General features: G+C 69.6%; 27 protein-coding genes and 3 tRNA genes. 15 read left to right on the plus strand and 15 right to left on the minus strand.

Features of this window, described 5'->3' with window-relative positions:
• Nucleotides 1-29: 29 nt before the first annotated feature.
• Nucleotides 30-1,022, minus strand: coding sequence for an aldo/keto reductase (locus ORV05_RS15185; RefSeq protein WP_268759139.1), 993 nt, complete (start codon nt 1,020-1,022; stop codon nt 30-32).
• A 72-nt stretch (nt 1,023-1,094) separates the two neighbouring features.
• Here ORV05_RS15185 and ORV05_RS15190 point away from each other — a divergent pair, with 72 nt between their 5' ends.
• Entirely contained in the window at nt 1,095-1,721 is a 627-nt protein-coding gene (locus ORV05_RS15190; protein WP_268759140.1) for a TetR/AcrR family transcriptional regulator, read from the plus strand.
• 61 nt (nt 1,722-1,782) lie between these two features.
• Here the strand turns inward: ORV05_RS15190 and ORV05_RS15195 are convergent, their stop codons facing one another.
• From ORV05_RS15195 to ORV05_RS15210, 4 genes are all read right to left on the minus strand, one after another.
• Nucleotides 1,783-3,504 carry a metallophosphoesterase family protein gene (locus tag ORV05_RS15195; protein ID WP_268759141.1) on the minus strand — a complete coding sequence of 574 codons (1,722 nt, stop codon included), beginning with the start codon at nt 3,502-3,504 and terminating at the stop codon, nt 1,783-1,785.
• Between the two features lie 276 nt (nt 3,505-3,780).
• Complete coding sequence (locus ORV05_RS15200; protein WP_268759142.1) at nt 3,781-4,224, minus strand: SRPBCC family protein; 444 nt, start codon at nt 4,222-4,224, stop codon at nt 3,781-3,783.
• Nucleotides 4,225-4,241: 17 nt separating this feature from the next.
• Entirely contained in the window at nt 4,242-4,589 is a 348-nt protein-coding gene (locus tag ORV05_RS15205; protein ID WP_268759143.1) for an ArsR/SmtB family transcription factor, read from the minus strand.
• Between the two features lie 2 nt (nt 4,590-4,591).
• Nucleotides 4,592-5,059, minus strand: coding sequence for an SRPBCC domain-containing protein (locus tag ORV05_RS15210; RefSeq protein WP_268759144.1), 468 nt, complete (start codon nt 5,057-5,059; stop codon nt 4,592-4,594).
• A 586-nt stretch (nt 5,060-5,645) separates the two neighbouring features.
• On the opposite strand from ORV05_RS15210, the gene ORV05_RS15215 reads away from it, so the two are divergent.
• On the plus strand, nt 5,646-6,701 hold the full coding sequence (locus ORV05_RS15215) for a sodium:calcium antiporter (protein ID WP_268759145.1): 1,056 nt from the start codon (nt 5,646-5,648) through the stop codon (nt 6,699-6,701).
• A gap of 32 nt (nt 6,702-6,733) precedes the next feature.
• Here ORV05_RS15215 and ORV05_RS15220 read toward each other — a convergent pair whose 3' ends face one another.
• Nucleotides 6,734-7,795, minus strand: coding sequence for a cation diffusion facilitator family transporter (locus ORV05_RS15220; protein WP_268759146.1), 1,062 nt, complete (start codon nt 7,793-7,795; stop codon nt 6,734-6,736).
• Nucleotides 7,796-7,924: 129 nt separating this feature from the next.
• On the opposite strand from ORV05_RS15220, the gene ORV05_RS15225 reads away from it, so the two are divergent.
• From ORV05_RS15225 to ORV05_RS15260, 8 genes are all read left to right on the plus strand, one after another.
• The gene (locus tag ORV05_RS15225) at nt 7,925-8,308 is read left to right on the plus strand and encodes an ArsR/SmtB family transcription factor (RefSeq protein WP_268759147.1); all 384 of its coding nucleotides are present in this window, start codon (nt 7,925-7,927) and stop codon (nt 8,306-8,308) included.
• A 99-nt stretch (nt 8,309-8,407) separates the two neighbouring features.
• Nucleotides 8,408-9,010, plus strand: a complete 603-nt coding sequence (locus ORV05_RS15230; RefSeq protein WP_268759148.1) for a cation transporter — start codon at nt 8,408-8,410, stop codon at nt 9,008-9,010.
• A 70-nt stretch (nt 9,011-9,080) separates the two neighbouring features.
• Nucleotides 9,081-9,671, plus strand: a complete 591-nt coding sequence (locus ORV05_RS15235) for a TetR/AcrR family transcriptional regulator (protein WP_407652760.1) — start codon at nt 9,081-9,083, stop codon at nt 9,669-9,671.
• A gap of 37 nt (nt 9,672-9,708) precedes the next feature.
• On the plus strand, nt 9,709-10,461 hold the full coding sequence (locus ORV05_RS15240; protein ID WP_268759150.1) for a (R)-mandelonitrile lyase: 753 nt from the start codon (nt 9,709-9,711) through the stop codon (nt 10,459-10,461).
• Nucleotides 10,462-10,515: 54 nt separating this feature from the next.
• Nucleotides 10,516-11,148: a class I SAM-dependent DNA methyltransferase gene (locus tag ORV05_RS15245; protein WP_268759151.1), complete on the plus strand. Its 633-nt coding sequence runs from the start codon at nt 10,516-10,518 to the stop codon at nt 11,146-11,148.
• 136 nt (nt 11,149-11,284) lie between these two features.
• Nucleotides 11,285-12,733 (plus strand): nitrilase-related carbon-nitrogen hydrolase, encoded by a 1,449-nt coding sequence (locus ORV05_RS15250; RefSeq protein WP_268759152.1) that lies wholly within the window; start codon nt 11,285-11,287, stop codon nt 12,731-12,733.
• Nucleotides 12,734-12,750: 17 nt separating this feature from the next.
• The gene (locus tag ORV05_RS15255; protein ID WP_268759153.1) at nt 12,751-13,383 is read left to right on the plus strand and encodes a PadR family transcriptional regulator; all 633 of its coding nucleotides are present in this window, start codon (nt 12,751-12,753) and stop codon (nt 13,381-13,383) included.
• Nucleotides 13,380-14,858, plus strand: a complete 1,479-nt coding sequence (locus ORV05_RS15260) for an FAD-dependent monooxygenase (RefSeq protein ID WP_268759154.1) — start codon at nt 13,380-13,382, stop codon at nt 14,856-14,858. The genes ORV05_RS15255 and ORV05_RS15260 overlap by 4 nt, the downstream gene beginning before the upstream one ends.
• On the opposite strand, the gene yczE is transcribed toward ORV05_RS15260, so the two are convergent.
• Nucleotides 14,826-15,479 (minus strand): membrane protein YczE, encoded by a 654-nt coding sequence (gene yczE, locus ORV05_RS15265; protein ID WP_268759155.1) that lies wholly within the window; start codon nt 15,477-15,479, stop codon nt 14,826-14,828. The two genes, ORV05_RS15260 and yczE, sit on opposite strands and share 33 nt — an antisense overlap.
• A 137-nt stretch (nt 15,480-15,616) precedes the next feature.
• Between yczE and ORV05_RS15270 the strand changes: the two genes are divergently transcribed.
• Both ORV05_RS15270 and ORV05_RS15275 read left to right on the plus strand, forming a co-directional pair.
• A complete protein-coding gene (locus ORV05_RS15270) occupies nt 15,617-16,105 on the plus strand; it encodes a sigma-70 family RNA polymerase sigma factor family protein (protein WP_326938145.1) in 489 nt (162 codons plus the stop codon).
• Complete coding sequence (locus tag ORV05_RS15275; RefSeq protein ID WP_268759156.1) at nt 16,093-16,584, plus strand: EthD family reductase; 492 nt, start codon at nt 16,093-16,095, stop codon at nt 16,582-16,584. Before ORV05_RS15270 ends, ORV05_RS15275 begins: the two co-directional genes overlap by 13 nt.
• Nucleotides 16,585-16,637: 53 nt before the next feature.
• Here ORV05_RS15275 and ORV05_RS15280 read toward each other — a convergent pair whose 3' ends face one another.
• The 6 genes from ORV05_RS15280 to ORV05_RS15305 form a co-directional block, all read right to left on the minus strand.
• Complete coding sequence (locus tag ORV05_RS15280; RefSeq protein WP_268759157.1) at nt 16,638-17,780, minus strand: sensor histidine kinase; 1,143 nt, start codon at nt 17,778-17,780, stop codon at nt 16,638-16,640.
• A gap of 394 nt (nt 17,781-18,174) precedes the next feature.
• Nucleotides 18,175-18,248 (minus strand) — tRNA-Cys (locus tag ORV05_RS15285).
• Nucleotides 18,249-18,271: 23 nt separating this feature from the next.
• A tRNA-Gln gene (locus tag ORV05_RS15290) sits at nt 18,272-18,345 on the minus strand.
• 18 nt (nt 18,346-18,363) lie between these two features.
• Nucleotides 18,364-18,436 (minus strand) — tRNA-Gln (locus tag ORV05_RS15295).
• A 325-nt stretch (nt 18,437-18,761) separates the two neighbouring features.
• Nucleotides 18,762-19,430 carry a hypothetical protein gene (locus tag ORV05_RS15300; RefSeq protein WP_268759158.1) on the minus strand — a complete coding sequence of 223 codons (669 nt, stop codon included), beginning with the start codon at nt 19,428-19,430 and terminating at the stop codon, nt 18,762-18,764.
• Between the two features lie 9 nt (nt 19,431-19,439).
• Nucleotides 19,440-19,907: a MarR family winged helix-turn-helix transcriptional regulator gene (locus tag ORV05_RS15305; RefSeq protein ID WP_268759159.1), complete on the minus strand. Its 468-nt coding sequence runs from the start codon at nt 19,905-19,907 to the stop codon at nt 19,440-19,442.
• Between the two features lie 60 nt (nt 19,908-19,967).
• Here ORV05_RS15305 and ORV05_RS15310 point away from each other — a divergent pair, with 60 nt between their 5' ends.
• Nucleotides 19,968-20,339, plus strand: a complete 372-nt coding sequence (locus ORV05_RS15310; protein WP_268759160.1) for a VOC family protein — start codon at nt 19,968-19,970, stop codon at nt 20,337-20,339.
• A gap of 13 nt (nt 20,340-20,352) precedes the next feature.
• On the opposite strand, the gene ORV05_RS15315 is transcribed toward ORV05_RS15310, so the two are convergent.
• Nucleotides 20,353-21,213: an NAD(P)H-binding protein gene (locus ORV05_RS15315; protein WP_268759161.1), complete on the minus strand. Its 861-nt coding sequence runs from the start codon at nt 21,211-21,213 to the stop codon at nt 20,353-20,355.
• A 92-nt stretch (nt 21,214-21,305) separates the two neighbouring features.
• Between ORV05_RS15315 and ORV05_RS15320 the strand changes: the two genes are divergently transcribed.
• Both ORV05_RS15320 and ORV05_RS15325 read left to right on the plus strand, forming a co-directional pair.
• Nucleotides 21,306-21,749 carry a MarR family winged helix-turn-helix transcriptional regulator gene (locus ORV05_RS15320; protein ID WP_268759162.1) on the plus strand — a complete coding sequence of 148 codons (444 nt, stop codon included), beginning with the start codon at nt 21,306-21,308 and terminating at the stop codon, nt 21,747-21,749.
• A 45-nt stretch (nt 21,750-21,794) separates the two neighbouring features.
• Entirely contained in the window at nt 21,795-22,691 is an 897-nt protein-coding gene (locus tag ORV05_RS15325; RefSeq protein WP_268759163.1) for a Vgb family protein, read from the plus strand.
• Here the strand turns inward: ORV05_RS15325 and ORV05_RS15330 are convergent.
• Nucleotides 22,684-23,517: an NmrA family NAD(P)-binding protein gene (locus ORV05_RS15330; protein WP_268759164.1), complete on the minus strand. Its 834-nt coding sequence runs from the start codon at nt 23,515-23,517 to the stop codon at nt 22,684-22,686. The genes ORV05_RS15325 and ORV05_RS15330 overlap by 8 nt on opposite strands.
• Nucleotides 23,518-23,523: the final 6 nt, after the last annotated feature.

Consider the following 23,523-nt stretch of genomic DNA (forward strand, 5'->3'; position numbering starts at 1 on the left):
GAGGGCGAACATTCAGGGCACGGGCATCATCACCACGCGTAGGCTTCGGGTGCAGGCTTGATGCCGTTGGGCGCGGGCGCCGGGAAGAGTTCGTCCAGCCTGGTCAGCGTGTCCTCGTCGAGCTTGATCTCCAGGGCCCGCAGTGAGCCGTCGAGTTGCCCGACAGTGCGCGGGCCGGTGATCGGGCCGGTCACCCCGTCCTGTGCGAGCAGCCACGCCAGTCCGACGTGGGCCGGGTCCTCGCCAAGGTCGGCGCACAGTTTCTCGTACGCCTCGATGGTGCCGCGGTGCTTGGCGAGCGCCTCGGTCGACCGTTCCGAGTTGCCACGGGCGGCGCCACCTTCCCGCTGCTTGCGCAGGACACCGCCGAGCACGCCGCCGTGCAGCGGGTACCACGGGATGAGACCGAGCCCGTAGGCCCGCGCCGCGGGCAGCACCTCCAGTTCGACCCAGCGGGTCATCAGGTTGTAGATCGACTGCTCGGACACCAGTCCGAGGAAGTGCCGGGACCGTGCTGCCTCCTGCGCCTGCGCGATATGCCACCCGGCGAAGTTGGACGAGCCGAAGTAGAGCACTTTCCCTTGCTGGCGAAGGACGTTGAACGCCTCCCAGATCTCCTCCCACGGCGTGGCCCGGTCGATGTGGTGCATCTGGTAGAGGTCGATGTGGTCGGTCTGCAGCCGCTTGAGCGAGGCGTCGCAGGCGCGCCGGATGTTCAACGCGGACAGGTGCGACTCGTTGGGCCACTCCCCCATCGGCAGGTAGACCTTGGTGGCGAGCACGGTCTTCTCGCGACGGCCGCCGCCTTGGGCGAACCACCGGCCGAGGATCTGCTCGGTGAAGCCTTCGCCCGGCTTCCTGCCGTAGACGTTGGCGGTGTCGAAGAAGTTGATACCGTGTTCGTGCGCGCGGTCCATGATCGCGTGACTGTCCTCTTCGGAGGTTTCCGCACCGAAGTTCATGGTGCCGAGGACGAGGCGGGACACGGAAAGGCCGCTGCGGCCGAGGTGGGTGTACTCCACGTGGGTCAATCCTTCAGACGGTGGTGTGGGGTCGAACGGGACCGATATCGAAACTAACCGTACAGTATCGGTATGGGTAGTGTCAGGGGTATGGACGACATCGCGCCCGAGCAGGGCAAGCCCGGCAGGCCACGGAGTGAGCGAGCGCGACAGGCCGTCCTCGCGGCGGCCCGCGAGTTGCTCACCGACAAGGGCCTGCCCGGGCTGACGGTGGACGACATCGCCGCGCACGCCGGGGTCAGCAAGGCCACCATCTACCGGTGGTGGCCGGGCAAGGGCGCGGTCCTGATGGACGCCTTCATCGACGCGGTCAGCACGAAGATGGAGTTCCCGGCCGACGGGGACCCGCTCACGCGGCTGCGCATCCAGCTCGCCCGGGTGGCGCGGCTGATGAACGAACCCCGCGCGCGACGCCCCTTCGTGGCCCTCGTCGCGGCCGGTCAGCACGATCCCGAACTCGCCGCGGCGCTGCGGGACCGGTTCATCGCCAGCCGCCGCGATTCTGCGCGGCAACTGATCACCGACGCCGTCGAGGCCGGACAGCTCTCCCCCGGCCTCGACGCCGACGCCCTCATCGACATGCTCTACGGCGCGCTCTACTACCGGCTCCTGATCAGCGGCGCACCCCTGACCGACGACTACGTGAGCCACCTGATCGAGATCATCGCGCCTGCCGCCCGTCCTCCCCGCCCGGCCTGACGGTCATGTGCGGGTCAACCGCCCTCGCAGCCGGGGATGCGGGCCCCTCCGAGAGGGTGCGTCAGTGGGTGTCGTGGCCGGCGGCGTAGGCCGCGGGAACCGGGATTTCGACGGTGTGGTACTTGACCTTGGTACCGAAGTTCCACGCCTCGACCCGGACGCGGTCGCGGTGGATGTACACCCGAAGACCGGACGGGATGTGCTCGACCGAGTCGCTCTCGACGTCGCCGTTGATGTTGCCGGCGCCGGTGTATTCGTTGCAGTGGGCGCCCGTGTTGAACATCGGGATGCCGCGCGCGTTGACCTCGCGCGCCCGCGGGTCGTCCGCCGGGAGCAGCCCGTGGTCGACGGCCGCCCAGTCGTCGAGGTGCAGGCCCCAATGGGTGTGCGAGGTGAACATGACGACGTTCGGGTTCGCGGCGAGCAGCCGCCGGAGGGCGTAGCCGCTTTCCCGGTCCATCTCGCCGCAGTAGTTGCGGAGGTAGGTGCCCGAGACGGTGAACGACAACGGCTGGTGCATGAAGAACAGCACCGGCGTGTTGCGGGCGCGCCAGTAGTCGAACCGCTGCTCGAGCCAGGACAACTGCTGGGCGGAGAAGAGCCGGACCAGGCGGCGGCCGTCGGGCTGGTGGTTGACGCCCTGGTAGACGTGTTCGTCGGAGAGGAGCAGCAGCGGGATCTTGCCGTTGAGCAGGTACTCCAGTTGCGGCGTGGTGCGTCCTGCGTAGTGCAGGAAACGCTTCAGCAGCGCGGCTTCGTCGATGCCGTTGGGCAGGTCCATCGCGCCGTACTCGTGGTTTCCCGCGTTCCACAGCGTGTCGCCGGGGTGGCCGCCGCCCGCCGCAAAGGCGGCGTTGAACGTTTCGTACTCCGAGATCGTTCCGTTGCGGACGATGTCGCCGTTGATGACCAGCGCCTGGGCGGGGTCCGGCAGTGAGGACAGGAAGGGCAGGGTGAGGTTCTGCATGCGGTTGTTGCCGTCGGTGCCCTGGACGTCGCTGAAGATGTCGAGGATCGCGACGGGCTTGCCCGGCGCCGGCAGGGCGGAGGTGACCTCGACGTTGTCGATGGCCCAGAAGTATTCGTCGCCGAGCCAGTAGCCCTTCTTGACCTGCTGCTGGTATGCCCAGGTGAAGCGGACGGTACGGGCACCGGCGGGCACGGTGAAGGTGAGGATTTCGCGCTTGCTCACGACGTTGCCACCAGCGTTCGCGTCGGTCGCTTTGGTCGAGTACGTCAGAAGCGTCTGCGCGTCCCCGCGATCGAACTGCGCGGTGACCACCGCGTGCTGGGGGTCCGGCGCCTGCACGTAGTGGGAGTCGAAGCCGAGTTCGAGGGTCTGCCCGGAGGGCACGGAGATCTCCGGGGAGGTCAACGCCGCCGAGAACGGCGCGTTGCCGTCGGGCTGCCCTCGGCGGGCGCTGTCGATCACGGCGATGCGGCTGTTGCAGCACCGGGCGAAGCCGTAGCGCGCCCCGCCGAAGTTGATGAACTCCGCATAGCCGGGGAACGACCAGCCGCGCCAGTCCGGATCGAAGTCATCCATGTTTTCCCGGTTCGCCGACCAACCGGGAGGCGGGGTGGTGCGCTCACCATCCTCAAAGGACTCCCAGTAGTAGCGGACCTTGGTGAACGAGCGATCCACCGTCTTGGGGCCGTGCCCCTGGGGGTCCGGATCGGCTGCCGCCTGCCGCGTTCCGACCGGAAGGAGCCCACCCGCGACGGTGGCCGCGGCCACTGCGGGAACCGATCCCACCAGGCGGCGTCTGCTGATCTCCGTCATCGGCGCGCCCCGCGTCTGATCCTCATGGAACGTCCTCTCCTCGCAGGAAGCCGGCGGGCCGCGCAGCGACCCGCCGTGCTGTCCGGTTCCACTCGATCGTGATCACCGGCTTCTGGTGAGCCTGCGGTCCGGTGTCCGGACGCGTCAACGCCTGTCGATCGTTGATCACCTGATGTTCAGGAGCTTCGACCGGTGTTCAGCCGTCCTTCCGGTTATGTGGGCACCAGCCCCATCACGCCTGCCGTCCGTCCTCCCCGCCCGGCATGACGCCGCACATCAGTGCCAGTCGCTGATCTGCACGTCACGCGGCTCGGGGGCACCTTCGCCGGTTTCGAGAAGTTGCTTGAGGCTGAGCAGAAACGTGCCCCACTTCGTGCTGCAGTGGTGCATGAACTCGACCGGCTCACGCCAGCCCTCGTGCTTGAACAGCACGATCGTGTAGTCGCCATCCTGACGCAGGTCCCACCGCACACCGGTGCCGATCCACTCCTGCGGCCCGTCCACGACTTCCCAACGGACGAGCCGGCCGGGGTCGAGCTCGGCGACCTTCATGTCCATACCACCCGGCCCGAACCGGAACTCGATCACGCCGCCGAGGGCGGTCTCTCCCGCGGTTTTCTCGGTCCACCAACCGGACAAGCCGTGCAGTGTGGTGAGTGCGTCGTAGACCTGCTCGGGCGAGGACCGCTGGACCCCGATGCGGTGCAGGATGTCTGCCATCTCCGTGTTCCTCTCTGCTACTTCTTCTCGGTCTCGTTGTTCGTGTCCTTGTTGCGCTGGATCGTCTCGGCGATGCGCTTGATGCGCTGGAGACGGGCATCCCAGGCGGCGCCGACCTCGGCGAGCTGGGCGACTGCACGGGCGAGCTGGGCCCGGTCGACGCGGAACTGCTTTTCGCGGCCGACGGTGGTGGCGTGCACCAGGCCGACCCGATCAAGGACGACGAGGTGCTTGGCCACTGCCTGCCGGGTCACCGGCAGGCATTCGCTCAGGCTGGTCGCCGTTCCACCGCCCTCGCTCAGCAGCAGGTCGAGCATGCGGCGCCTGGTCGGGTCACCGATCGCCGACCAGAGGTCGTCGTCCACCTTCACGCTTGTGCGCCCGCTTCGACCTTCGCGGCGTACACCCGCAGACGCGGCAGGTAGAAGTCCCAGCCGGTGACGTGTTCCGCGTACTCGGCGGCAATCTTCGCCTCGTCCCAGCCGCGCTCGCGGAAGCCACTCTCGGTCATCCGCAGGAGCGTGCCCGTCCCGGCCGGCTCGAGTTCGAAGACGACCAGGTTCGAGTTGCCCGGCGCGGCGGTTTCCCCCTCCTCATGGGTCCAGCGGAAGGAGAAGAGCCGCGGCGGTACGGCATCGACGACGGTGAACTGCACCCAGGTGCCGCCCTGGGCACAGTTCCCGAAGCCGATCCGCCCCGCTCCCCCAGGCACAGGCGGGAATTCCGCCTCGTCCGGCCACCACTCGCGCAGATGTTCGGGACTGCTCACCACGTCGAAGACGACCTCGGGTGAGGCGTCGATGTGGATCTCCCGCTCGATCGTTCCGAATTCCATGTCTGCCACCTTTCGCAACGTTTGGTTGCGAATGAGCCTAGGTGACCCGCGAGTGATGTGCAACCATTAGTTGCGTTAGGAGTGGGCAGCGGCGCCGGCAGCGCGGGCGTCTGATCGCGAGCTGTCCCCGGTTGTGTGGCCTTGGTCATTGTCTTTGAGTTGTCGGGTGGCGCTTCTTGCGCTGCCGGGTGGGTCGGCCGCCGCGCGGAACGGGCGGGGTATGCACCGGTCGGGTCGGCGTTTGCGGTGCGCCGGTTGCCGGGGTTTCGGTGTACCAAAGGCCCGTTTTCTCCCCTGCCGACCAGGATTTTCGCCTGTTCGTGATCTTGAGTGACGGTTGTGCCAACCCGTTCCGGGGTGCTGTAGTGGGGGTGTTCCGGAGGGGAGTAGCCCCGCGCTGCCCGCTGATCGACATGCTGAACGCCCCAGTACCAGGGGGTTCCGGTCGTGGGGCCCGTTTGATGGCGGGTGGGCGAGACCTTCGGTCCCGAACCGATGGCTTGATGGACTTGTCGCCGTCGCGTGGGATCGAGGTTGCCCCCTTGTCCCGCGCTGCGCGCGGCGGGGGGATGAGGACGAGTTTTCCGTGTGGCATTTCGTGTTGCTGGTCGTCTGCGCGGCAGCGATCTACTTTTCGTGTGAGTGGTTCGTCAACGCCGTGGAGTGGCTCGGCCAGCGCCTGAACGCCGGCCGGATGGCGGTCGGCACGATCCTGGCCGCGTTCGGCACCGCGCTTCCCGAGTCGGTGGTCACCCTGGTCGCGGTCACCACCGGCGGCACCGAACAGGCCCGCGACATCGGGGTGGGTGCCGCGATGGGCGGACCACTCGCGCTGGCCACGGTCGCCTACGGCGTCACCGGCGTCGTGCTGCTGGTCCGGCGCCGCAAGGCCGCGGCGCTGGCCCTGGTCGCCCCCGGTGGCAGCGGCGAACGTGAAGTCGCGCGGCGCGGCGAGGTGCTGACCGAGCCGGAGGAGGCGCGCCGGCTGGTGAAGGACCAGCGGTGGTTCTTCGCGGTGTTCGTGGTCAAGGTCGCACTCGGTCTGGTCGCCTTCACCATCAAACCGTGGCTGGGGCTGCTGTTCTTCGCCACCTACGCGGTGTACTTCTGGCGCGAGATCCGCAGCGGCGGCGGTGAGTCCGGCGAGAACGAGCTGCTGGCGCCGTTGAAGTTCCAGCCCCGCCGCACCTCACCCGCGACCTGGGCCGTGGTGGCCCAGACACTGGCCACCCTGGCCGTCATCTTCGCGGCCTCGCAACTGTTCGTGCACCAACTCGACGCGATCGGCCCGATGCTGGGCCTGTCCGGTGCGGTGACCGCGCTGCTGCTCTCCCCCATCGCCACCGAACTGCCCGAGATCATGAACGCGATCATCTGGGTCCGCCAGGGCAAGACCAGCCTCGCACTGGCCAACATCTCCGGCGCCATGATGATCCAGGCCACCGTGCCCAGCGGACTCGGCCTGCTGTTCACCCCGTGGCGCTTCAACGGTGCCCTGCTCTGGGCCGGGATCGTCACCATGATCGCCATCGCCTACCTGCTGGCCACCCTGCGCGCCCACAAACTCACCCCCGCCCGCCTGGCCCTCGCCGCCGGCCTGTACCTCGTGTTCGCCGCCGGCCTGATACCCATACTCACCTGAATAACCGCGCCGGGGCAGGGCGCTCGAAACTGCTACAGCGCCGCGGGCTGGTGGTGTTCGGCGGCGGCGGTCCCGCCGGGGTGAGCGTGGATGAGGGCTTGGGTCAGGCGGGGCAGGGCGTGGATGAGGCGGCGTTCGGCGTCGTGGGCGATGGTGTGGGCTTGCACCAGGGTGAGGGTGGGGTCGACGTCGAGTTCGGATTCGGCGACGAGGTTGTGGCCGACCCAGCGCAGGCGGATCGTGTCGACGCCGCGCACGCCGGGGGTGGCGGCAAGGGTTTGCTCGGCCGTGTCCACAAGCGCCGGGTCGACCGCGTCGAGCATGCGGGAGAACACCTCTTTTGCCGCGCCCCAGAGCACGGACAGGATCGCGACGGTGATCAGCAGTCCGACGATGGGATCGGCCCAGCGCCAGCCGATCCAGGAGCCGCCGGCGGCCAGTAGCACCGCCAGGCTGGTGAACCCGTCGGTGCGGGCGTGCAGGCCGTCCGCGACGAGTGCGGCGGAGCCGATCTGCCTGCCGACGGTGATGCGGTAACGGGCGACGATCTCGTTGCCGAGGAATCCCACGAGACCGGCGGCGGCGACCCAGCCGAGGGCGGTCATGTCCCGGGGGTGGAGCAACCGGTCGATCGCCGTCCACGCGGCCAGGACCGCGGAGGCGAACATGACCAGCAGGATTACCAGCCCGGCGAGGTCTTCGCTGCGCCCGAGCCCGTAGGTGAAACGCCTCGTAGCGGCCCGCCGCCCGAGCAGGAACGCGATCGCCAGCGGGACGGCGGTCAGCGCGTCGGCGAAGTTGTGCAGCGTGTCGCCCAGCAGCGCCACCGAAGCGCTCAGGAACACGACAACCAGTTGAGCGACCGCGGTGACCGTCAAACCGACGAAGGAGATCCACAGCGCCCGCATGCCTCGCGCGCTGGCCTCCAGGGTCGAGTCCACGATCTCCATGCTGTCGTGGCTGTGCGGAGTCACCGCGTGCTTGACCTGCTCCCACAACCGCCCCAACGGGCCACCGCCGTGGCCGTGGCCATGCCCGTGGCCGTGCGTGTGGCCATGTCCGCGTTGCTCGGCGTGGTGATGTTGATCGGTCATGGCGAAGGGTTCCACCTGGTGCTCGTGTCGAGGTTGGTGCGACGGGGCTCTTGCCCACCGACGATAGCAGCGTATCTGCACGACTGCGCAGGTACGCACTTAGCGGGGCGGCTGGGTACGCTGACTGTCATGCACACGACCCAGCCGGCCTTCGACATGCCCGCCGACGAACAGGTTCACCTCGCCGCCGAGTCGTTCCGGATGCTGGCCGACCCCACCCGCATCAAGGTGCTGTGGGCCCTGTTGCAGGGTGAGTCCTCCGTGGCATGCCTGGCCGAACTGGCGGGCGCCACGCCGACGGCCGTCAGCCAGCACCTGGCGAAGCTCCGGCTGGCCGGGCTGGTCGCCGGCCGTCGTGAAGGCACCTTCGTGTACTACTCCGCCGCGAACGACCACGTGCGGCGCCTGCTGTCACAGGCGTTGTTCCACGCCGACCACGTCGACCGCGACATTCCCGCCGACTCCGCCGCGCCACACACCCACATAGCCCCGCCGGCGGGCCGCGCCGACTGATTACGCCGGAGGATCGGAACAGCGCACCGTGCCACGATTCGACGGCCCCCATTGGTCGCCGTCGGTGAAAGTCCCGGCGAAGTCGGGCAGACTGCCGACGTGCCGAACAGCGAAGAGGACACCCGCCGACGGCTGCTGCGGCACGGGTTCCTGCTGGAATACGTCACCCTCGGCTGGAACGTGGTCGGCATCGTGGTCCTCGCCATCACCGCGGCCACCGCGCGGTCGGTCGCGCTGGCCGGTTTCGGGCTGGACTCGCTGATCGAGATCGGCGCCTCCACCGTGGTGATCTGGGAGCTCTCGGGCACCGGCGAGGCCCGGCAACGGCGGGCGTTGCGGCTGATCGGTGGCGCGTTCGCGCTGCTGGCCGTCTACCTGGCGGCGCAGTCCACGCTCGTGCTGGTCACCGGCCACCACCCGCGGCACAGCACCGGTGGGATCGTGTGGACCGCGATCACGGCGGTGGCGATGTTCGCGCTCGCGACGGGAAAGGCCCGCACGGGGGCCGCGCTGGACAACCCGGTGCTGCGCACCGAGGGCCGGGTCACGCTGATCGACGGGTTGCTCGCGGTCGCCGTGCTGACCGGCTTGGTCCTCAACGCCGCGGCCGGTTGGTGGTGGGCCGACCCGGTGGCCGGATACGTGCTGCTGGCCTACGCGGCCCGTGAGGTGTACGCGATCTTCGTCGCCGGCGATCACTGACCCGGCTCCGCGGGAAACACGCGCCGGGTTCGCCGGTCGGCAGCAACAGGGCGACTCTGTACCTATTAGTATGTACACTGGCGGCGTGAGTTCGCAGGAACGTCTCGTCGAGAGCGCGCGTGCGCTGCTGTGGGAACGCGGTTACGTGGGCACCAGCCCGAAGTCCATCCAGGAGCGGGCCGGTGCCGGTCAGGGCAGCATGTACCACCACTTCGCGGGTAAGCACGAGCTGGCACTGGCCGCGATCCGCCGCACCGCCGAGGAAATGCGGGCCGCGGCCGAGGCGCAGTTGTCGGCTCCCGGCACGGCCTTGGAACGCATCACCGCGTATCTGCGCCGCGAACGCGACGTGCTGAAGGGCTGCCCGATCGGCAGGCTGACCCAGGACCCGGACGTGATGGCCGATCCCGCCCTGCGCGCGCCGGTCGAGGAGACCTTCGCGTGGCTGCGTGACCGTCTGACGCGGGTGCTCGATGCGGGGCGTGACGCGGGCGAACTGGATCGGGCACTCGACCCCGCGGCCACGGCCGCGACCATCGTCGCGGTCCTGCAGGGCGGCTACGTGCTCGCCCGCGCATCCGGCACGACGGACTCGTTCGGCCAGGCGGTTTCGGGTGTACTCGCCCTGCTGGCCGGGCACGCCGTGGCACCCGCCGAGTGATCCGAGCACGCATCCAACCAGGAAAGGACGAAGGCAGATGCACGTTTCGCGGACACCGGCCACCAGTGCCGCCCCGGTCCAGTGGTTCACCGGGCAGGCGTGGATCGACCCGATCGCGACACCCGAAGGCGCGTCGCGATCCCGGATCGACAACGTCCACTTCGCGCCGGGCGCCCGCACCGCCTGGCACCGCCACCCGATGGGCCAGGTCCTCGTCGTCACGCAAGGCACCGGGCTGGTGCAGCGGTGCGGTGGCCCCGTCGAGACGATCCGGACCGGCGACAGAGTGCGCATCGAACCCGGCGAGTGGCACTGGCACGGCGCCACCGCCACCTCGTTCCTGACTCACCTGGCGATCGAGGAGATCCCCGAGGACGGCGCCGAGCCGGAACTCGACCGGCCGGTCACCGACGCCGAATACCAGGGCGGCCCGCAGGGCACCCCCGCCACGGACACGCCGCCGATCACCCGCACCGTCGTGCTCGACCAGCCGCTGCCCGCACCGTTTCCCACCCATCGGGTCGAGGTCCGGCGCATCCGCATCGCCGCCGGCCAGCCTGCCGGGATGCACGTCCACAACGGCCCGGTGTTCGGCAGCATCGAGGCCGGTTCCGTGGTGTACCAGATCGACGGGGAGCCGGAGTCCCTGCTCACCCCAGGCGACACGTTCTACGAACCGGAAGGCGCCCGCATCGCCCGCTTCGACGCGCAGGAAGCCGGTGTGACGTTCCTGGCGTACTTCCCGCTCAAGGAAGGACAGGCCGCCGAGCTGGAGTTCCTCGACGCCTGATCCCGATCACGACTCGTTCACCACGGAGACCCGGTTACCCGCTAGCTTGCCGTGATGAGTGATTGGCTGTCCGACACCCGGCTGTCCTATGACACCGTGGCCTCCAGTTACGCGGATCGGATGCGGGGCGCGCTGGCGGGGAAGCCGCTTCTGCGCGGTGTCCTCGCGATGTTCGCCGAAGCCGTTCTCGCCCGTGGCGGCCCGGTCGCCGACCTGGGGTGCGGGCCGGGGCACATCACCGCACATCTGCGCGACAAGGGATTGGATGCCTTCGGGATCGACCTGTCCCCGGCGATGATCGAGATCGCCCGGCGTGACCATCCGGGGTTGCGGTTCGGGGTCGGTTCGATGACCGACCTCGTCCTTCCCGACCGTTCCGTGGGCGGCGTGGTGGCGTTCTTCTCGCTCATCCACGTTCCCGACGAGGAGGTCCCGGTGGCGCTGGCGCAGTTCCACCGCGTGCTGCGGCCCGGCGGCGTGGTGTTGCTGGGGTTCCACGTCGGCGACGAGTACCGGCTCAAGACCGAAGGCTACGGCGGGCATCCGATGAAGGTGCGGGTGCACTGGCGTCCGGTCGACCGGATGGCGGCCTGGGTCCGCGACGCCGGTCTCGTCGTCGACGCCCGGGTCGTCCTCGAACCGGACGCCCCGGTACCCGCGGGGATACTCCTGGCACACCGCCCGTAGTGCGTGGCTCCACCCCGGCCCGGCTCTGAAGGGTTCCCTCCAGTGGTCGGGCTCGCCCTACCCCGTTTTCTCCGGCCTGGCCCAGTGCCTCGCGAAGCGCCCGGCTGGGAGGTTGGCGGGGACCGAAAGGGCCGAGATGAACAAATCCTTCTTCGCCGTCGCGGCGGGCGGAGCGAGCTCCGCGTTCCTGTTCTACTTCGGCACCGGGCTCGCTCCCGTTGCCGCGCTGACCTGGCTCGCGCCGCTGCCGGTGCTGCTGCTCGCACCACGCGTGCGGCGGGGAACCGCGCTCGTCGTCGCGTTCTGCGCTTATCTGCTCGGCACGGCCAACAGTTGGGCATTCCATCTGCGTTCCCACGACGAGCCGATGGTCCCGGTCGGCCTGGTGATCATCCTTGGTACGTCGCTGACGTTCGTGCTCACCGTCTGGCTCTTCCGCGCGCTCGTGGCCCAGGGACGCGCGCTTCCGGCCGCCTTCTGCCCGGCGGCGGCATGGACGGCCGTGTGGTTCATCGTTTCGGCCACCAGCCCGATGGGACTGGTGGGCACGTTCGCCAATGATCAGGGCGACGCGCCGTTGGTGCTGCAGAGCGCCGCTGTGGGCGGGATGTGGACGGTCGAGTTCCTGGTGATGTTCACGCCGTGCGCGATCGCGGCGCTGCTCTCGCCCGGCTTGACGGCAGGCGCCCGGCGGCGCGCCGCGGCGGTGGCCGTGGTGGTGTTCGCTTCAGCGCTGGGCTTCGGCGCCCTGCGCCTGGCCGGCACCGGTGGCGCACCGCAGCGGGTCGCGGCCATCGCGCCCAACCAGTTCGCGTGGGCACCTCCAGTCAGCGACAATCGCGTGGCCGGCTATGTCCACGAGATCGAGCACCTGCCGGCTGGCGTCCGGACCGTGGTGCTGCCGGAGGGTGCCTTCGGCTCCGACCAAGCCGACCCCGCCGACCCCACCGCCCTCGTGCTGCCGATGCGCCGGGCCGCTCAGGTTCGCGGCGTCGACATCGTGCTCGGCTTCGTCCGGACCAAGGGCGCCGACCACGGCAACTTCGCACTGGTCTTCCCCGCGGACGGCGGGAATCCCGTGCGGTACCTCAAACAGCATGACCTTGTCAGCCCGCGCGGACATGATCTGGTGTTCTCGCCGGGGACCGGGACGGGGGTCGAGATCTGTGCCGATCTGAACTTCGCGCGGCCCAGCCGCGACTACGGCGCGGAGGGCGCCACCCTGTTCGCGGTCCCCGCCGCGGACAACAACGAAAACGGCTGGCAGCACAGCCGCACGGCGATGCTGCGGGGCGTGGAGAACGGGATACCCGTGGTCTGGTCGGGCCAGAACGGCACGCTCGTGATCTCCGACGGCTGGGGCCGGGTGCTCGCTCAGGCACACACCGGCGGGCCGGGACCGTTCACCACGATCGCCGCCGAAGTGCGGGGTCCGGGCGGGACGGTCTACGGCCGCCTCGGCGACTGGTTTGCCTGGCTCTGTCTCGTCGTTGCGCTCGGAGGCCTGATCGCGGCCTTGCCTTTCAGGCTTCGGAGGAGGGACCGCCTCCCGGCATCACGCCATATAGTAGGTTCCGACTATTAGGAGCCTACTGGAGCGAGATGGCGAAGCGGAAGATCTCCAACACGTTGGCGCTGGCCGTACTGGGCCTGCTGCAGGAACAGCCGATGCACCCCTACGAGATGGCCTCCGTCCTGCGAGAACGGCACAAGGACAGCAGCTTCAAGGTCAACTCCGGCTCGCTGTACGACACGGTCGAAGCGCTGGTCCGGCACGGCTGGATCGAACCGGTCGAGACGGCGCGCGAGGGCAGGCGGCCGGAGCGGACCGTGTACGCGCCCACCGAACTCGGCCGGGCCGAATTCGTCGGCTGGATCGACGAGCTGATCCGCACTCCCGTCGCCGAGTACCCCAAGTTCATGGCCGCGGTGTCCTATCTCGGCGCGCTCGGGCCGGACGGTGCGGCGGACGCGCTGGCCGAACGAGCGGAACAACTCGGCGGGCGGATCGAGGAGACCAGGGCGGTACTGGCCGACACCGTCGGCTCCGGCCGGGTCCCCCGCCTGTTCATGATCGAAGTCGAGTGCTCGTTGCACGCCTGGGAGGCCGAACTGGACTGGACGCGGCGGACCATCGCCGAGATCCGGGACGGCAGCCTGCCCTGGCCGCGGCTCGAACGAACCGACCAAGGGTGGAGCTGGTCCGCTCCCCCGGGCACGAAAGGAAATCCGTGATCGACAAGGCCGAGGTCCTGATCGTCGGCGCCGGCCCGGCGGGGCTCCTCCTCGCCGGCGAACTCCGGCGCGCCGGGGTCGAGACGGTCGTACTCGAACGGCATCCCCGGCGCCCCGGCTTCTGCCGGGGCTTCAACCTCAACGCCCGCGCCCTGGACCTGCTCGCGCGGCGCGGGCTTGCCGACCGGTTCGTCGCCGAGGGATGGCCGGTCCCGCATGTGGCGTTCACCGGTCTGCCGGTGACGCTCGGCCTCGCCGAAGCACACACCGACCACCCGTATTCGCTGGGAATTCCCCAAACACGGGTCGAGGAAGTCCTCGAAGCGCACGCCCTCGATCTCGGCGCCGAGATCCGGCGCGGACACGAACTGCGCACCCTGGAACAGGATTCCGAGTCCGTCATCGCCACCGTCACCACCAGCGACCGCGAATACCGGGTCCGGGCCGCATATCTGGTCGGTTGCGACGGAGGTCGCAGTACCGTCCGCAAACAGGCCGGCATCGACTTTCCCGGCACCGAAGCGACCCGCTTCTCCTTGCTGGGAGACGTCGAACTCGCCGATCCCGGCTCGTTGCCTTTCGGCTTCACCACGGGGCCCGGTGGGGCCGTGTTCGTCATTCCCCGCCCCGGCCACGTCCGGATCATCACCGAAGACGCACAGCCCCCCGCGGACAAGGACACCCCGGTCACCCTGGACCTGCTGCAAGCCGCCGTGGACAACGCGCTCGGACGGCACGTCGAACTGTGCGCGGCGCGCTGGCTGACCCGGTTCGGCGACGCGGCCCGGCAGGCGGCCGAGTACGTCCGGGGCCGGGTCGTCCTGGCCGGGGATGCGGCGCACATCCATCCGCCTGCCGGGGCCATCGGCGTCAACGTCGCCCTGGACGATGCCTTCAACCTCGGCTGGAAACTCGCCGCCACAGTCCGCGGGACCGCGCCCGCGCATCTGCTCGGCAGCTACCACACCGAACGCCACGCGGCGGGTGAGCACCTGCTGGCCAACACCCGCGCACAGGTGGTTCTCGGCGAAGCCGATGACCGGCTCGCACCACTGATCGATCTGCTCACCCGCGTCGCACGCCACCCCGCGGGCAACCGGGCCTTCGCCGAAACCATCACCGGCCTGGACACCCGCTACGCGATGCACCCCGACGTCGAACACCCGTGGATCGGGCGCCTGGCACCCAACCTCCCGCTGGCCATCGGCACCGGCGAGACCGACCTGGCCACGCTGCTGACCCCCGGCCGTGCGGTCCTGCTGGACCTGGACGACGGAAACGATCTGCGCGATGCGGCCGCGGGCTGGGTTGACCGCGTCACTTTCGTCGAGGCGAGTTGCCCCGCCCGGCCGGAACTCCGGGCAGTCCTCGTGCGGCCGGACGGGCACACCGCCTGGGTGCGCACCGGAGATCACGACCACCTGGACGGGCTGGGTCAGGCACTACTGCACTGGCACGGCCCCGCCGCCGGGTAGGAGTTGGTCGTCTTCGAGGCGCACGGTCGTGAACCGCAGGAAGAACTGGACCAACGGGCCCATCACGAGAGCGATCAGCACCGTGCCGAATCCGGCGATTCCGCCCAGAAGCCAGCCTGCGGTCACCACGACCAGCTCGATCGCGGTGCGCACCATCCATATCGGCTTACCGGATACGCGGACGGCGCCGGTCATCAGCCCGTCCCGGGGACCGGAGCCGAACCGCGCGCCGAGGTACACGGCGTCGAAGAAGGTCAGCATGAGCAAGCCCGCCCCGTAGCAGGCGATCCGGCCGGGCAAGGAGTCCGGTGTGGACACGAAGTGCGCCGACAGGTCGGCGCACGCGCCGACGAGGAGGACGTTCAGAAAGGTTCCCAGGCCGGGAAGTTCACGGAGTGGAATCCAGAAGAACAGGACGGCCACGGCCGTCAGGTTGGTCGCCCAGCCGAAGGTCAGTCCGGTGTGGAGGGAGATCCCTTCGGAAAGGACGTTCCAGCTCGATGCCCCCAGGGAGGAGTCGACCAGCAGGGTGACCGCGACGCCGTATCCCAGCAGCCCCACGACCAGTTGCGGGAGCCGCCGGAGTTTCTTCCCGGCGCGAAGCTGTTCACGAGCGGTCATCCGCCGTGCCACGAACTGAGGGCTGTTTCCCGGTTGCCGTAACGATGTCACGGCTGCGATCGTGCCCAGCGCCCGGCCTTCGGGAAAGGTCCACATCGGAAAGACTGGCCCGATGTGCGTCGACGACGAGGCCGGGGGTGGGGCGGACCAGTGCGTTCGGCGTTCGTCGCGATCCGGTACAGCCAGGTCCGCACGGACGCGCGGGTGCTGTCGTCCCCGCGCAACTGGACACCACGGTCGCGGCCGTCAACAGCGCTTTGCAACGGGCCCGCGCCGCCCTCGCCCACCTGGGCGACGCGAGCGAGGTCACCGAGCCGGACGATCCCGAGGTCCGCGCGGTGATCCAGCGGTACGTTCGGGCGTTCGAGGCGGCCGACGTTCCCGCACTCGTCCGGTTGCTCACCGCGGATGCGGCTCTGGAGATGCCACCGGTGCCGCTGTGGTACCGGGGCAGCCGCGACTACGGATTGTTCCTGAGCCGAGTGTTCGGCATGCGTGGGACGGGCTGGATCACGAGGCAGCTCACCGCCAACGGACAGCCCACGCTCGCCGCGTACGCACCGCAGCCCGGCGGCGGGCACCGGCTGCAGTCATCACCGGCAGCCTCGGCGTCGTGCACACGCTGATGGCCAAGGACCTGATCGACGAGTACCGGCTGCTGACCTTCCCCACGATCCTCGGCGCCGGCGAGCGGCTCTTTCCCGCCGACGGCCCGCACGCGTACCTGGAATGCCTGTCAACCGAGCACGTCGGCGCCGCCGTCCTCAACTCGGTACGCGAGGGCCGCACGATGACCGTTCGCTTCCTGGCCCTGTACAAGGCGCCGGCCGACCCCGAGGCGTTCGACCGGCACTACCGCGAGGTCCACATTCCCCTCGCGCGACGGCTGCCGGGGCTGCGCCGTTACCGGGTCGGCCGTGATGCCGCGCCGGTACGCGGCGACTCACCGTATTACCTGATCGCCGAGCTGGACTGGGACACGATGGACGACCTGCGCACCGCGTTCGCCTCCCCCGAGGGCCGCGCCACCGCCGCCGACGCGGCACATCTCCAGGAGCTCACCCCGGTGCGCAGCATGATCTTCACCGTCGAGCAGCAGGCGTGATCCGGTCACGGGTCCCGGTGCTGAACAGCTCGGGCTCAACGGAACGTACGCGGTCACGCCGGGATGCGGGCCCGGACGACGAAGCCGCCCTCTTCCCGGTTCTCCGCGCTGAACTCACCGCCGAGCACGCCGACCCGTTCGCGGAGTCCGGCGAGGCCGCGGCCGCTCCCACCGGGTGATCCGGTACCCGAGCCCGAGCCGTCGGTGCTGACTTCCACCGTGATCTCCTTCGTGCTGTGGTGCACCTGGACCGCGGTGCGACTGCCGTGGGCGTGCTTGAGGGCGTTCGTCAGAGCCTCCTGCACCACCCGGTAGGCCACGAACTCGGCACTGCCGGCCGTCTCCGCAGGACGTCCCTGCTCGGTGAACTCCACTGGTTGGCCCGCCCGCCTGGTCTGTTCCACGAGGGCGTGGAGCTCACCGGCGGCCGGTGTTCGCGGCTCGGCGTCGTGGTCGGGGTTGAGCAGGTCGAGCAGGTGCCGAAGGTCCGTGATGGCCCGGCGGCCGGTGTCGGTGACGGAGCTCAGGGTCTGCTCGAGGCGTTCGGGGGCGGCGGTCAGGTAGCGCGCCGCCTCGGCCTGCACGACCATCGCCGTCACGTGGTGGGTCACGACGTCGTGGAGTTCGCGGGCGATGCGGGCGCGTTCGGCGGTGCGGGTGGTCTCGGCGATGTGGCGGCGGCGTTCCGCCTCGGCGGCCCGGGACAGCCGCAGCCGGACCCCGATGCCCCACGCGATGGCCAGCACCAGGTAGAACGTGGCGAAGCCGGCCACCCCCTCGGTCGATCCGTACCGGTCGAGGGCGACCGACAACGCCACGTACGCCGCGGAGGCCAGGACGACCGTGGTGCGGCGGTGATGTGCCGAATGGATTGCCGTGCTCAGCAGTGCGATCGGCAGCGCGATGCCCGCGACCGTGTGATACCGGCGGAGCTGGTCGACGGCGAAACCGAGCGACACCAATGCGAGACAGACGTTCGGCAACCGCCGGCGCACGGTCAGCGGGAGGCATTCGAGGGCGACCGCCGCGATGGCCAGTGCGTCCAGGGGACGTCCCGGCAGGTCGCCGAGCTGCGTGCCTTGACCGTGGAGTACCAGTACCAGGGACGCAACCGCGAGCAGCAGCGCGAACGGGAGATCGCGGACCGTGACATCGCATCGCCGCCACCGCTCCACCGCCCGACGCAGGTCGATCATCGGGAGAGCGCAGCGGTGGCGTCGGTCCGGGCGGCGCGCCGGCCCGCGGCGGCGACCGCCGAGACGATCACGAGCTGCTTCACCAGACGCATGACGACTCCTTGCGAGATGTTCCGCGACCAGAGCGTCGCGGCTATGCCGAACGCTAGGGATTCGACGGCCCAAAAACATCACCGCACAGTGGACGCCTGTGTGTGGCTCGCACGGGGGACGGCTTCCTTCCGTTTCCCCCGAATGCCGTGGCGGTCGCGCGTCCTGGTGTCGAACCAGGCTCCCCGGAGATATGAGTTCCGGGTGGCCACCGGGCCCCGCGCGGGGGTGACCGACCGGACTCGCACCGGCTAGTGCCCGGATCCACAGTCCGGGGCCTCGTCTGCTTCGGCTTCGGTCACCGTCGTCCCACCGGGATTCGAACCCGGACCTCCCGTCGTGCGGACGGGCGCTGTCGGCCACTCCAGCTCTGGGACGTCTCGCCGCCGTGGCGGCGTTCGCTGCCCGTCGAGGGTTCGAACCTCGGTCTCCGCGTTCAGAGCGCGGTGTCCATGCCAATCTGGACCAACGGGCATCGGGGGCGTGCATGAGGCTCCCGGTCCAGGACTCGAACCTGGGCGTGCGGATCCAAAGTCCGCTGTGCTGCCGGACTACACCAACCGGGAAAGGCGTTTTCCAGTGGGGAAAGAGAAAGCCGCCCGGATCGGAGTTCCCGATCCGGGCGGCTTCACCGGTGGACGTAGCGTCCGCTATGCCGGGAAGCCGGAAAACTCCTGGTGCCGCAGGGAAAAGCGCTGTCGATGGCCGTACCGCGGGCATGCGGCGGCCTGGTTGCGGCGCTGCCTTCCGCACATTCGCATGTCCACTCCCTCGGCTGATCGACTGAATCCATTTTCGCGGTAGGAGGCGGCGGGGGCAAACGTATTTTCGCGGTGTGCCAGGGTGCCGAAGATCGCCTGGGGTGAGCCGACCGTTTTCCCGCGGCGGCGGCTATTCGTACCAGATCCCGGCGATCGGGCCGCGTCGCGTCTCGGCGGGGATCGACGGCGGGATCAGGCCCGGCTCCAGGTCGCCGTGGATGTGCAGGTACAGGTCGGGCCGGGACAGCCCGGTCGTCTGGATCCAGCCCCTGCCGTGCACGTGACCGGCCTCGATCAACTCGTCCGCCTGGCCGTGCGGCGCCCTGCCGCGCTGGTAGTTCTGGATGAGCGTCTCTCCCGTGTCGGCGAAGGCGTATCTGGCCGCGTAGGCGTAGCCGTGGTGCAGCCAGACGTAGAGGACGACGGGTTTGCGCAGGACGGTCCGGAACCAGTCCGCCGTCTGGGCGCCCAGTTCCCGCGGATCGCCGGAGGCGGTCAGTGCCCAGCCGGAGGGATGGTCGGGCAGCGAGAAGAGCTGACTGTGCAGCCGGTCGCCCCGCACGCGCCCTTCGCCGAGGTGCACGCCGAAGTGGATCAGGTGGTGGTGGGACACCGGATCGGCGAGGCTCAGCGCGGCGATCAGGGAACCGTCGGCGTCGGGCAGGAGGAGGTCGTCGACGTCCTCCGAGGCCCAGGATGCCGTCCGCTCGCGCAGCACCGTGGCGAACGTGAGGGCATCTCCGGCGAGTTCTTCGGGGTCTTCGCACGATCCGATGTCGAACCACTGGTAGCCGGACACCGCAAGACCCTACCGATCGGCGGCAGTGCCGTCGGTTTCGGTCAGCGCGGTGGCGCAGGCGGCGAGGTCGTCGCGGAGGCGGCGCTGAGCGCTCGGGGACAGCGCGGCGAGCATCCGCCGTTCGACGGCGCGCACGGCGACGCTCGCCTCGTGCAGCCGCTGCCGTCCTGCCGGGGTGAGTTCGGTGGGCAGCGCGCGTCCGTACGCGGCGGTGGCGGGGCGGCTGACCAGGCCGCGGTCCTGAAGTCCTCTAAGGACCCCGTTCATCGACTGCCGGGTGACGAAGGCACCTCGGGCGAGTTCGGCGTTGGACAGGCCGGGATGCTGCCCGAGCAGTTCCAGGCAGGCGTACTGCGGCACGGTGAGCTCCAGCGGCCGCAACGCGGCGTCCATTCCGGCGCGGAGCGCGGAGGCGGCCTGTTTGAGGACGTATCCCACCGCCTCCGCGAGCGGCCCCACGGTCTCGTGTTGCGACATGTCAGGATTATGACATAAGCTTGATGTCAAGATCCTGACATCAACGCTGGGAGTTGCACGATGACCGTCACCGGACCCGATTTCCTCGCCCTACAAGTCCGTGACCTCGAACAGGCCGCGAAGTTCTACGAAACGCGGCTGGGGCTGCGCCGCCTGCCGACCGCGCCGCCCCACGCGGTCGTCTTCGACACCGCTCCGATCCCGTTCGCGGTCAGGGAACCCCTGCCCGGGGTGGACCTCGACGCGGCACGGCCGTACCCCGGCCTGGGAGTGGCACTGTGGCTGCACGCCGAGAACGCCCAGGAGCTGCATGACGCACTGAGCGCCGCGGGCGTGCGGATCATCGCCGCCCCGTTCGACGGCCCGTTCGGCCGGACCTTCACCTTCGCCGACCCCGACGGCTACGCCGTCACCATCCACGACAAGGCATGAAACGACGGTCGTTCTAGGCTTGACCGCCGGTGAAGGCGCGGGCGTTGCGCTCACACCAGGCGCGGAACGTCACCGGAGCCCGGCCCAGCAGCCGGGCGACGGTGTCCGTCCGCACTCCGTTCGTATCGGCCCGTGCGCGCGTCAGGGATTCCAAGAGTGCCTCCGCCAGCGCCGGGGAAGCCCCCTGTGCATAGCGGGAGCGCACGATCTCCTCGGGAGTGCCGGCTTCCCGGACCTCGATCGTGCGGCCGAGCACGGTGCCGAGGATTTGGACCTGTTCGGCGACGGTGAGAGCTTCACCACCGGTCAGCAGGTATTCCTGCCCGTCGTGACCGTCCTCGGTGAGGGCGCGGGCGGCGACAGCGGCGATGTCCGCGGGATCGATCGGCGCATGCCGGCCCGGCCCGATCGGATCGAGCACGTATCCCCCGTCCCGCAGGGTCGGCACCCATTCCAGGGCGTTGGTCATGAACCCGGCGGGACGCAGGATCGTCGCGGGGATCGCGCTGGCGCGGACCATTTCCTCCCGTTCGTGGTGCCAGTGCCCCATCGCGGGCATCGGGTCGCCGAGCACGTTGATCGACGACAGGAGCACGATGCGGCGCACACCGGCGGCCCGCGCCGCGGCGATCGCGTGTTCGGTGTAGTCGGTGCCCAGTCCCGGGTTCAGCAGGAACAGAGCCTGGATGCCGTCGAACGCACGGGCCAGGCTTGACGGGTCGCCGAGGTCCCCCACCACCCTCTCCGCCCGCTCGGGCAAGGCGGCCGCCCTCGCCGGATCGCGGACGAGAACCCGCAGCCCGGTTTCCTGCCCGGCGAGCTGTCCGACCAGTTCACGGCCGATGTTGCCGGTGGCACCGGTGATCAGCAACATGTCTTCCCCATTTCGTTTGCCGTCTAACGAGTTTGCGGGAGACACGGTATCCGGTAGATCATTAGCCGTCAAACGAGTCCGCGGAGGATGTCATGCCCGAGTTTCTCGACCTGCACGGCAGGACCAACAAGCTGCTCCGCGCACTGGCCGACGCCGGCATGCGACGGCACGGACTGCACCTCGGGCAGAACCACCTGCTCGCCGCGCTGTGGGACCACGACGGCAGCACCCCCGGCGAGATCGCGGCCACGCTGAACGTCACCACCCCCACCGTGGTCAAGATGGCCACCAGGATGGCCGCGGCGGGTCTGCTCACCCGGCGTCGCGACGAGCGGGACCAGCGGCTGGTCCGGCTCTGGCTCACCGATGCCGGGCGCGCGCTCCGGGAACCCGTCGAGGCCGAACGGCAGACACTCGAGGAGCAGGTCACCGCGGACCTGAGCGAAACCGAGCGCAAGTACCTGTTGCGCGCGCTGGCGAAGGTCCACAAGACGGCGGCAGACCTCCTCGGCGGGCCCCCGGCCGAGGACCTCTGACGAAAAGCGGTCGCCGCGACCGGCCCGCCCCGACATGATGCGCTCATGAATCCGGACAGCCCGCAGGTGCGGGAAATCCCGCTGACCGGCGACACCGCCGGTCCCTACGGCATCACGACCGGCCCGGACGGGGCACTGTGGCTCACCTTCGTCCACGGTGGCCGGATCGGCCGGCTGACCACCGACGGTGCGCTCACCACCTACGCGCTCGATCCGGCGGACTGCCAGCCGATGATCATCACACCCGGCCCGGACCAGGCCCTGTGGTTCACCCGCGCCCACGACCACCGCATCGGCCGCATCACCACCGGCGGCACCGTGGACACCTACGCCCTGCCCGACGGCAGCGGCCCCTACGGCATCACCGCCGGGCCGGACGGAGCGCTCTGGTTCACCCAGATGCACACCGACCGGATCGGCCGCATCGGCCTCGACGGCACGGTGACCCAGTTCGACCTGCCGGTGGAGAAAGCGTTCCCCTCGGCGATCGTCACCGGCCCGGACGGAGCGCTCTGGTTCACCCTCAACCAGGCCAACGCGGTCGGCCGGATGACCGTCGAAGGCGAGGTCGCCGTGCATCCGCTGCCCACGCCCGCCGCGGGCCCGGTGGGGATCGCCAGCGACGGCGAGGCACTGTGGTTCGTGGAAATCACGGCCGGGCAGGTCGGCCGGATCTCGGTGGACGGCGTCGTCGAGGAGTTCCCCCTTCCCGACCGTGCCGCCCGGCCCCACGCCATTGCCGCTGTCGCCACTGGGGACTGCTGGTTCACCGAATGGGGAGCCAACCGGATCGGGCACCTCACCGCCGACGGCAGGATCGAGGAGTTCGACCTGCCGTCACCGGCCTCCGAGCCCCACGGCCTCACCCTGGGTCCCGACGGTGCGCTCTGGACGGCACTGGAAACCGGTGCCGTCGCCCGATGGGAACGACGACCTAACTGAAATCGCCGAGGTGGTCCTGGACCCAGGACCGGAAGGTCCGGGCCGGACGGCCGAGCAGGCGCGGCACCGTGTCCGTGACCCGCTCCGGGGTTTCCACAAAGGACTTCCACGCGGCGAGCCTGGCGGCGGCGAAACCCGGGTTGCCCCACGCCGCGGCGAGTTCGGCGTAGGCCTGCCCGGGATCCTGCTCCTCCCACCGCACCGGGCGTCCGATCACCTCACCGATGATCCCGGCGAGTTCGGCGTGCGTCAGCGCTTCCGGGCCGGTCAGCACATAACGGGCACCGTCGTGCCCGCCGATGGTGAGCACGGTCGCGGCGGCCTCGGCGATGTCGCGCTCGTGGATCAGCGACCGGGCGGCGCGCGCGTACGGCCAGCGCACCACCCCCTGCCGCACCTGCCCGCTCCAGGCGAGCATGTTCGCGGCGAAATCGATGGGCCGCAGGAAGGTCCACCGCACCCCGGAGTCGCGGATCAGCCGCTCGATCTCCTGGTGGAAACTCGTGGCCGGTTCCCCGTCGGCGAGATCGGCCACATCGGTCGAGAGGTACACCACCTGCCGTACTCCGGTGATGATCGCCTTCACCGTCCGCGGCTCGACCGCGATCCCCGGCCAGATCAGGAAAACAGCGTCCACACCGTGCACGGCCCGCGCCACGGAGTCCGGATCGGACAGATCACCCCGGACGACCTCCACCGCGGCGGGCAGTGCCGCGCGGGCCGGGTCGCGCACCACCGCCCGCACCGGGTATCCCGCGTCCGCCAGCAAAGAAACCAGATTTCCGCCCACCTTGCCGGTCGCGCCGGTCACCAGGATCTTCCCCACACCACC

The organism is Amycolatopsis cynarae (assembly GCF_026802195.1).
In the GTDB taxonomy this organism is placed as follows: Bacteria; Actinomycetota; Actinomycetes; order Mycobacteriales; family Pseudonocardiaceae; genus Amycolatopsis_E; species Amycolatopsis_E rhizosphaerae.

Coding starts and splice junctions, on each gene's coding strand:
- ORV05_RS15190 (WP_268759140.1), top strand. CDS start 1,095: ATGGGTAGTGTCAGGGGTATGGACGACATCGCGCCCGAGCAGGGCAAG.
- ORV05_RS15195 (WP_268759141.1), bottom strand. CDS start 3,504: ATGACGGAGATCAGCAGACGCCGCCTGGTGGGATCGGTTCCCGCAGTG.
- ORV05_RS15200 (WP_268759142.1), bottom strand. CDS start 4,224: ATGGCAGACATCCTGCACCGCATCGGGGTCCAGCGGTCCTCGCCCGAG.
- ORV05_RS15210 (WP_268759144.1), bottom strand. CDS start 5,059: ATGGAATTCGGAACGATCGAGCGGGAGATCCACATCGACGCCTCACCC.
- ORV05_RS15220 (WP_268759146.1), bottom strand. CDS start 7,795: ATGACCGATCAACATCACCACGCCGAGCAACGCGGACATGGCCACACG.
- ORV05_RS15225 (WP_268759147.1), top strand. CDS start 7,925: ATGCACACGACCCAGCCGGCCTTCGACATGCCCGCCGACGAACAGGTT.
- ORV05_RS15235 (WP_407652760.1), top strand. CDS start 9,081: ATGTACACTGGCGGCGTGAGTTCGCAGGAACGTCTCGTCGAGAGCGCG.
- ORV05_RS15240 (WP_268759150.1), top strand. CDS start 9,709: ATGCACGTTTCGCGGACACCGGCCACCAGTGCCGCCCCGGTCCAGTGG.
- ORV05_RS15245 (WP_268759151.1), top strand. CDS start 10,516: ATGAGTGATTGGCTGTCCGACACCCGGCTGTCCTATGACACCGTGGCC.
- ORV05_RS15250 (WP_268759152.1), top strand. CDS start 11,285: ATGAACAAATCCTTCTTCGCCGTCGCGGCGGGCGGAGCGAGCTCCGCG.
- ORV05_RS15255 (WP_268759153.1), top strand. CDS start 12,751: ATGGCGAAGCGGAAGATCTCCAACACGTTGGCGCTGGCCGTACTGGGC.
- yczE (WP_268759155.1), bottom strand. CDS start 15,479: ATGACCGCTCGTGAACAGCTTCGCGCCGGGAAGAAACTCCGGCGGCTC.
- ORV05_RS15280 (WP_268759157.1), bottom strand. CDS start 17,780: ATGATCGACCTGCGTCGGGCGGTGGAGCGGTGGCGGCGATGCGATGTC.
- ORV05_RS15305 (WP_268759159.1), bottom strand. CDS start 19,907: ATGTCGCAACACGAGACCGTGGGGCCGCTCGCGGAGGCGGTGGGATAC.
- ORV05_RS15310 (WP_268759160.1), top strand. CDS start 19,968: ATGACCGTCACCGGACCCGATTTCCTCGCCCTACAAGTCCGTGACCTC.
- ORV05_RS15315 (WP_268759161.1), bottom strand. CDS start 21,213: ATGTTGCTGATCACCGGTGCCACCGGCAACATCGGCCGTGAACTGGTC.
- ORV05_RS15320 (WP_268759162.1), top strand. CDS start 21,306: ATGCCCGAGTTTCTCGACCTGCACGGCAGGACCAACAAGCTGCTCCGC.
- ORV05_RS15325 (WP_268759163.1), top strand. CDS start 21,795: ATGAATCCGGACAGCCCGCAGGTGCGGGAAATCCCGCTGACCGGCGAC.